4 protein-coding genes are annotated in these 6,793 nt (G+C 35.6%); all 4 read right to left on the reverse strand.

Annotated features, from left to right (window positions below; translation table 11 throughout):
- Positions 1–26: 26 nt before the first annotated feature.
- A complete protein-coding gene (locus AB4Y90_RS13885) occupies positions 27–1,022 on the reverse strand; it encodes an alpha/beta fold hydrolase (RefSeq protein ID WP_441558148.1) in 996 nt (331 codons plus the stop codon).
- A gap of 251 nt (positions 1,023–1,273) precedes the next feature.
- Positions 1,274–2,257, reverse strand: coding sequence for an EamA family transporter (locus tag AB4Y90_RS13890; protein WP_441558149.1), 984 nt, complete (start codon positions 2,255–2,257; stop codon positions 1,274–1,276).
- A 182-nt stretch (positions 2,258–2,439) separates the two neighbouring features.
- The gene (locus AB4Y90_RS13895; RefSeq protein WP_441558150.1) at positions 2,440–5,049 is read right to left on the reverse strand and encodes a T9SS-dependent M36 family metallopeptidase; all 2,610 of its coding nucleotides are present in this window, start codon (positions 5,047–5,049) and stop codon (positions 2,440–2,442) included.
- A 150-nt stretch (positions 5,050–5,199) separates the two neighbouring features.
- A partial coding sequence (locus AB4Y90_RS13900) for a M36 family metallopeptidase (protein ID WP_441558151.1) occupies positions 5,200–6,793 on the reverse strand: 1,594 nt, incomplete at its 5' end.

Raw genomic sequence — 6,793 nt, forward strand, 5'->3', positions numbered from 1 at the left:
ACATCCAACACCCCACTTCCGTCATCCTACTTTATAAAATCATACAAAGCATTCCAGAATTTATCGTAAACTTCGATGTGAGGAAGGTGTCCTACATTGTCGAGCTCTACTAATTTTGAATCTGCAATTTGCTGCTGTGTTTTCTTTCCCAATTCCTGGTATTGACCCATTGTCGGCTGAATTTCTTTGGGAGCGCGGTCTTTTCCGATCGCAGTTCTGTCTCTTGTTCCGATGATTAATAAAGTCGGAGTTTTTATATTTTTAAATTCATAAACAACAGGCTGATTGAAAATAATATCGCTTGTCAGTGCTGCATTCCAGGCGACTTGAGGATAGTCTTTATGCAAAGTCCAGCCTGCGATAAGATCTAGCCAAGGTTGATATTCTGCTTTCCATTTGTTGTCGTAATAAAATTTAAGCTGGTAATTTTTATAGCTTTCTGCTGTATTTTTTAGTTCAGACTGATACGCTTCATCTACTGTCTGATATTTTGCCAAAACTTTATAATCTTCTAAGCCAATCGGATTTTCTAGAATTAATTTTTCAACAGTTTCGGGATACATTAAAGTGAATCTTGTTGCCACCATTCCGCCCATTGAATGACCGAGAACTATTGTTTTCTCAATTTTAAGTTCATCTAAAATAGCTTTAGTGTTACTTGCTAACTGATGAAAAGAGAATTGATAGCTTTGAGGTTTTGAAGATTTACCAAAGCCAATCTGATCAGGAATAATTACTCTGAAGCCTTTATCTGAAAGATCTTTCGCTGTTTTTTCCCAATACACTCCGTTAAAATTTTTACCGTGAAGCAACATAATGGTTTTTCCATTTGACTTGTTTGGTTTAACATCCATATATGCCATTTTCAGATTCTGTTTTTGAGAATTTAAATCTTTAAAATGGACTTCAAATGGATATTGATAATTGGAAAGCATTGCATCTAAAGGTTTTATCTGCGAAAAAGCTAAAGTTGATGTAAGTGTGAGTGAAATTCCGGTGAGAATATTTTTGAAATGATTCATGAAATTTTAATTTAAGTATAAAATTAAAAAAACCGCTTCAAAAGAAACGGTTTTGGATGTTATTTATAATTTAATTATGATTATTGTTGTCAGGTCATTAACGCAAAGGTCACAAAGTTTTAATTAAAATGTTTGAAAATATTTTTCGTTCGCAAAGGCGTTTGACTTGCGTCGAATTTTTGATTTCACTCAGTAAAAACAATGAGATTTCAAAAAAAAACCAAATTGGAAATAATAATTTAATTGTAATTTTAAGAAACCTGTCCTGCAATAAGTTTTTCTTTTTTGGAAGGTAAATTCATTAAAACAATCGCCATTAAAATCAAAACAATTCCGATCCATTGGATAAAAATAACCTTTTCACCCAAAAGTACAAACGCCATCGTTACAGATACAGGAAGTTCCAGTGAAGAAATAATACTTCCCAATCCTAAACCTGTATTTGGGAAACCTAAATTGAATAAAATCGGCGGAATAATGGTTCCGAATAAGGCTAAAATAAATCCGTAAGTCCAGAAAATCGAGTAATCAAAAGGTCTAATATGCTCAGTATTTTCAGTAAAATTTAAATAAAAAGATTTTAAACTTTCAGAATAAAGAGGTCCGATCTGTGCAAAAAACAGGAATAACAAAACGATTACAGAACCACCTGTCAACATGATGATACTTTTTCTGAGTACGGGTAAATGTGTCGCCAAAGTATTGGATGTGAACATCGTCATGGTAAAAGAAGCTGCCGCCAACAATCCCCAAAAAACGCCATGCCAATCTAATTTCACTTCTAAATTGATCAGATTTGTTGCTAAAACGGTTCCCAATAATACAATAAGTGTAGCAACTATTTTTTTGGCATTCGGAAATTTTCTGGTAATAAAACTTTCTACAACTACACTGAACCAAACCGACTGCATCAGCAACACAATCGCAATAGAAACGGCTATATACTGTACTGCTATATAATAAAATAAGCTCGTGCAACCCAAAGAAGTACCTGCCAAAACCAGCATTCTGAATTCTTTGCGGCTTGGTGATGACAACTTCTTTTTTGATGTGATCGTCTGAATAAAATTCAGGATCAAAAGCCCTGTAATTCCTAAAACAAACTGAGCTGTTGTTACCTCAGAAGTGGTAAAACCATCTTTGTAAGACATTTTTACGAATGTAGCAAGCATCCCGTAAATACTCGCTCCAAAACCGACAAATAATACTCCTTTTAAAATATTTTTCTTCTTCATAATTTTTTTCGCAGCCGGCAAAGTTACGATATATTATTTTAAAAATAAGTTATGTGCAGCTTGTGAATAGTTTTTGGTTGATAGTTTGAGCCTATGATAAGAAAGGAATTTAATTTTAGAAGATATTTAAACTAAAAAAAGATTTTATGAAGTTCAAGTATTATTTTTTTGTTGTATATAACTTATTTCTTAACAATAATTTTTGAGCTGATATCAACTCCGATTCCTTGCAGTTTTACTACATAAACTCCGTTTTCAAAATCTTTTGTAGAAACAGGAATTCTTGCATCCGGAGAAAATCTGTTTTCTGACAAGACCAGTTTTCCTGACATGTCGTAAACCTGCAGATGCAGACTTCCGATCGTAAAATCTTTCAAATAAACAAAAAATTCATCTTTGGCAGGATTAGGATAAATTGCTATAAGACTTTTATCAACTTCAATATTTGAATTTCCGTCTACACAATCTTTAGGAATCGAAAAATCTTCTGTCTGGTCATTGATATTCATTTTATTTCCGGCCAAAGCATTTAAACCTAACCCTCTTTTAGCAAAAGTTTTCCAGATCATACATCGATCTTCTCCTTTGGTAGTCAACATTTCGGCGGTTAATATTGCATTCCTGCCGTCAATAAATGTAGGATTGCAGGTCTGTAATTTTAATGCATCTGTTACAAGCTGCAAAACTCTTGCGCTTCCGCTGCTTTTATTAGCTAAAACATCAGAAGAATAGCCGTACTTCGCAGCATATTGCCAATGAAGATCCCAAAGYATTGATGCCCAAATAAATCCGATACTGTGCACATCGGGAACGATTTCAGAATCATCTTCTATTTCCATCCCGTTTGTATTTTCATACGTATAATTATTAATAGAAAAATCGGGAGAATATTTTGCAGGTCTGAACCCGGCTCCTGTTGTAGACTGTCCGCTTGCATAAGTTCCCACAGTTCTGGAAACCCCCGCATTATCGCCGGGCTTGTTGGTAAGCATTAAAGCAAAAAAATCTGACCAGCCTTCACCCATCTGTTCTTTGCTTGCAGATTTTAAAAGGCAGGTGTAGCCATTTCCGGTAAGTCTGTTCGAAATTCCGTGTCCGTATTCGTGAGTGATGACTCCGTTGTCAAAGCTTCCGTCTGGTGTAACCGCAGTTGCGGGATCGCTTTTTAAAGTCACGTTTACCGTTACTGAATTATTGAGTTGCGTTTTAATATATTCACCTTCATTATTCGTAACGAGAACCGAAGGAATCGTTATTGTGGCATCTGTTCCGCCCATTGACGATGGGAAATTGACCGCAGTAGGATTATTATAAATAATTGCAGCAATAGCACCTGCATTTTGGGCATTTTTTACTTTTATAGCAAAAGTACAGCCTGAAGCTCCTCCCCTTTCAATAAGCCCGATTTTCCCGACTAAAGATCCTACAGGTAATGCAGAACAGCCATCAATTATTTGAGCTAATGAAACGTCACCTGTAATTCCCGCTCCGTTAAGCTGCGGACCAAACTGAGCCGGATTTGCCTGCGGAACTCTCGGAATTGCTGTAGCGGGTGCGTTATAAAAAAAGTATCTGTTGACTGTTGACCACAGATACATTTGCATTAAAGGTCTTTTTCCGTCGGAAGGTGTTGTAAAATTAGCATTATTTAAACCTCCTCCATCCTGAGATTCTGCCAAAACATAATCGTTTCCGTTTCCTCCTTTACTGAAATTATTCTGCTGGAAATTTCTTGCAGATTCTGTAAACCCAAACTGATAGAAAATATCATGTACCTTGTTATTAATATAAAATAAATTGGTAATTGCCGCACTGCGATTAAATGACGGAGTAGCACCAATAGAAAAACTGAAATCAAAATTTCTGTTTGCCCCACCATCCGGAGAAAAACCCGGTTCATCTTTGTCTGCGGTATCTTCGTAAGCAAAGACATTATTTCCTCTTGTAATAGTATAATTTGTAGCTCCCGTTGAATGCCATCCTTCCGGTGATGATGCTAAAACCCATGGGTTTGTAACGATCGAGCGATTACCAAAAGTAGGAGCTTCAACCGGCAATGGAAAAACGTTATAATTTGCATTGTCTACTGATTTCAAAGAAGGTTTTAAAATATTTTCCGATTTTACATAATCCGTTGAAGATTCACTTGAATAGGCATCTGAGTGAAAATTACAAGATAAGTTTAAATTATCTTTCGAAAGAATTTCGCCTGAATGGGCGTCTACCAAAATATTCCAGTAATTTGAAGATTTTGGCTCCTGAAAAGAGAATTCGTAAGCAAGCTTTAATTTTGAACCTGATTCAACAAATATTAATCTTTGGTTTACAAAATTTTTATCGGTTGATTCTGTGGATGAGTCGTCAATAATTTTAAAATTTTCTATTTCTTTTTTATCTAAAATTAATGCTACACTTTTAAGAGCTTTTTCTTTGGTAACGGTTGCAATTTCCGAAGTTGAAGAGATATAATCTTTCACAAAGGAATCTGAAAAATAGATGACCTTTCCGTCTTTAATGACTGATGTACCGACTGCATTATAAACGGGATAACCTTTGAATTTCTGCTGAATTTTTACAATCTCGCCCTTCAAAGATTCGGATGAATCTATATTGTCTATTTCGAAATCTCTTAAATCTGCTTTTTTAAAATCTCCGGACTGTTTTGTATGAATATAACTGGATATCAATCTTTTTTGCTGCTGAGAAAAGACAAAACAGGGTAACAAAATAAAAAATGCAAATAAAAATTTCACATTTCTGGTCTTCATTTTATTAATAAAAATACAATTCATGTTTTTTGCTATTAATATTTTATAAAAATAGTAACATTTTACTGAATATTATTTAAGATTGATGCGAAAGAGACAAATTTCACTTAAAAATGAATTAAAAAAGGCCGTCTCAAAAATGAGACAGCCTTAAAAACTATGTAACTTTTAAATTTATTTATTGACAATAACTTTTGAAGCAGTATCTATTCCTAAACCTTTTACTTTTACAAGATAAGTTCCGTTAACTAATTTGCTTGTAGAAATTGCTTTCTTAGCTTCCGGTGAAATTTTATTTTCTGTAGAAATTAATTTTCCTGACATATCGTAAATCTCAACATCTACTTTTCCTAAAGTATTGCTTGGGAAATTAATATAAAACTCATTCTTTGCAGGATTCGGATAAATGGACACTCCCACATTTTTAACAGTACCGGTTTCTGATGTAGACAGGAAACATTCTGCCGGAACTGTAAAGTCTTGCTCCTGATCATTGATATTTGTTTTAGAACCTGCAGAAGCATTTACACCCAGTCCTCTTTTAGCAAATGTATTCCAGATCATACATTTATCAGCTCCTCCTGTTGTTGCCAAATCTGCAGCCAAAATTGCATCTCTTCCGTCTACAAAAGTCGGATTACAAATCTGAAGTTTCAAAGCATCAGTCACCAACTGTAAAACACGTGCGCTTCCGCTTGTTGTATTAGCCGTCACATCTGAAGAATATCCATATTTAGCTACATATTGCCAATTCAGATCCCAAAGCATCGTCGCCCATACAAAACCGATTGAATGTACATCCGGAACAAGACCTTGATTAGTGTTATACTCCATACCGTTGGTAGAAGCGTATGTAAATCCGTTTACTGCAAAATCCGGAGAATATTTTGCAGGTCTGATCCCGTCTCCCGTGGTTGCCTCACCACCTGCATACGTTCCGATTGCTCTTGCTACAGAAGCATTATCTCCAGGTTTGTTAGTTAACATCAAAGCAAAAAAGTCTGACCAACCTTCACCCATTTGTTCTCTACTAGCTCCTGCATTCAAACAATTGTAACCGGTTCCTGTCAATCTGTTTGAAATACCGTGACCATATTCGTGAGAAACGATACCGTTATCAAAACTTCCGTCATACTTTGCATTAAGTCTCAAATCAACATTCACAGGAATATTTGAAGCCAATTTCGTTTTTATATATTCTCCCTCTGCATTTGTAATTAATATCGTAGGAATTGTAATGGTATTGTCTATTCCGCCAATGTTTCCAAGTGTAGATCCATTAACTGCATCATTGTAAACAACAACTCCGATAGCTCCTGCATTCTGAGCATTTTTTGTCTTCAAAGCAAAACTGCAGGTTGAGCCTCCACCTCTTTCTATCAGACCAATTTTTCCTGCCAGTTCTCCAGCCGGCAAAGCTGTACATGCATTTGTATTGCTCACAAATTTTACATCTCCCGTAATACCTACATCAGTAAGCGGCGGACCAAACTGCGCAACACCGGCCTGTACGTTTCTCGGTATAGCATCAGCAGGAGTATTGTACCACAACATACGATTTGGCCCTAACCATAAATACATCTGCATAACAGGGTTATAATTATCAGGATAAGATGCAAAATTCGCATTGTTGTATCCTCCTCCATCTTGTGACTGTGCAAAAACTTCATCATCATCCAAACCTCCGTTTCCGAAATTGTTGCTCTGGAAATTTCTTGCAGATTCCGTAAACCCAAATTTGTAGAAAACATCATGCATCATATTACTG

Origin of the sequence: Chryseobacterium sp. 2TAF14 (genome assembly GCF_052115105.1) — a bacterium.
GTDB lineage: Bacteria > Bacteroidota > Bacteroidia > Flavobacteriales > Weeksellaceae > Chryseobacterium.